This is a genomic window from Moorena sp. SIO1F2 (assembly GCF_010672755.1).
In the GTDB taxonomy this organism is placed as follows: Bacteria; Cyanobacteriota; Cyanobacteriia; order Cyanobacteriales; family Coleofasciculaceae; genus Moorena.
The window spans coordinates 1-1714 of sequence record NZ_JAAHFV010000635.1 but is presented as its reverse complement, the minus strand read 5'-3'; the positions used below and the strand labels follow the sequence as shown (position 1 = coordinate 1714).

Genomic DNA, 1714 nt, shown 5'->3' with positions numbered 1-1714 from the left:
TTCCCTACTCCCTACTCCCTACTCCCTACTCCCTACTCCCTACTCCCTACTCCCTACTCCCTACTTAGGTCCGTAGTAAAAAGCAATCTCTTTGTCTTTAAGAGGGGTAAAATCAGCATCGAGCAGCATTTGATTGAGTTCTGCTTGAGGGATATGCTTCGCTCCAATCCGCACAATTCTCGATCTCATGGTATTGCTAACACCGCTCCGTTGCCGTTGAGCTTCCAACCCCATCACTTGAGTGTAAAGGTCTAACTTAGCTTTGGGGATTGGGGAGCCATCTAAATCAATTCCCTTTGCGATCGCGTCATCAACCGCATCAGCACCTGTAGTGTTCTTAGTCTGGGAATTAGTTTCGGTAGACATGGTAAGCTCATATTTATACATACGACAGTATTTTACAAGGTGTCGGTTTCCTTAACAAAGAGTGAAATTAGATTCAAAAGTCCCTCTTATTAAGGGCAGGGCGATTTCATTCTGGCAAAAACATAGATGGGTACCCACCCCTAACCTCCAGGAGGCAGGGCTGTTTCATTCTTGCCAAAAATAGTTTGAATGGCAATTGCTATATTCCCTGCCTCCCTTAATAATTCCTGTTCCATAAAAAACCATAATTGTGTACTTAATAAAATCGCACGCTATATGTTCTCCCGCAATCTCGCCTTTATCATCGGCATCAACAACTACCAAAACGGCATTTCTCCCCTGAACACCGCCGTAAACGATGCCAAAAAACTAGGCGTTGCTGATTATGGGTATGGTTTCGCCCCCCTAGCCCCCCAATTCTGGTAGGGCTGTTTCATTCTCTAGAAAATAGATGGGGAGATGGGGAGATGGGGAGATGGGGAGAAAAGGAGCGCGAATAGTCGGAATTTTGGCCAAATTTATCTAACCCTCCTCGAAGGCCGAATCACGAATTGTTAGTCATTGGAGTTGCTTCCTCCCAACTAATTTGTCAGATTTTAATGACTAAATTGGCGGATTTTTCGGGAAATTTTAGTTTATTTCCCTATCCCCCTATCCCCCTATCCCCCTATCTCCAATAATCGTTAACTTATTAAAGTTTGAAACAGCCCTGCCCCAATTCTGGGGGGAACAAAACTCTCTTGCGTCCCCCAAAGTTGGGGGATTTAGGGGGCTTTAATAAAACCAGATAATCGCGCATTCATTCCTTAATTCAGCAAGGCCCATATTTGACCAAGAACTGTTTCTAGTGTTAAAAAATTTTATCTTCTGCAACTACTTCTTTACATCGTCAAAGAGATGGCGATCGCTCACATTAGAGTTATTCTTCAGATAGTCACAAACGCGATTACCCCTTTTTCATCCTGAGTGATTCATCGCCTTAACTGCTCGTCTCAAACAGACAAGCACTCTGTGGATAAAAGTCTTGTCTTCTAATTCGTGATCGTCTTGAATACCTAGTTAGTGTTCTGCTAATTGATCAAAGAGCTTTCAAAACGAGCATCAAATTTCTCTAAAAGCTTGTTCATTGGGTATGTTGAGATATCATTTGTATCCTGCCCTTCCTGATTGCATTTGCCTCGGTGTGCTAGCTTATCTAGTTGATCAGGTTTGTCACTGTAATCTTTCCAATACCCTCCTAATCCAACAATAATGACTTTCCCACCGTTCGATACAAACTGCTCAATTGTCTTTATTTCATCATTTTCCAGATTGCCCCATGCATTTCCAATGATGATAATATTGGCGC

Annotated in this window: 3 protein-coding genes; 1 reads left to right on the top strand and 2 read right to left on the bottom strand. The window is 42.8% G+C overall.

Going from position 1 to position 1714, the window contains the following annotated elements; all coding sequences use genetic code 11:
* Positions 1 to 60: 60 nt before the first annotated feature.
* A complete protein-coding gene (locus F6J94_RS33625; RefSeq protein WP_293026518.1) occupies positions 61 to 366 on the bottom strand; it encodes a DUF4090 family protein in 306 nt (101 codons plus the stop codon).
* A gap of 189 nt (positions 367 to 555) precedes the next feature.
* Between F6J94_RS33625 and F6J94_RS33620 the strand changes: the two genes are divergently transcribed.
* Complete coding sequence (locus F6J94_RS33620) at positions 556 to 792, top strand: hypothetical protein (protein ID WP_293026515.1); 237 nt, start codon at positions 556 to 558, stop codon at positions 790 to 792.
* 644 nt (positions 793 to 1436) lie between these two features.
* On the opposite strand, the gene F6J94_RS33615 is transcribed toward F6J94_RS33620, so the two are convergent.
* Positions 1437 to 1714, bottom strand: a 278-nt coding sequence (locus F6J94_RS33615) for a hypothetical protein (RefSeq protein WP_293048239.1), incomplete at its 5' end; no start/stop codon positions are given.

What these genes read in the sequence shown, in the direction of transcription:
- F6J94_RS33625 (WP_293026518.1), bottom strand. Translation starts at nt 366, where the DNA reads ATGTCTACCGAAACTAATTCCCAGACTAAGAACACTACAGGTGCTGAT.
- F6J94_RS33620 (WP_293026515.1), top strand. Translation starts at nt 556, where the DNA reads ATGGCAATTGCTATATTCCCTGCCTCCCTTAATAATTCCTGTTCCATA.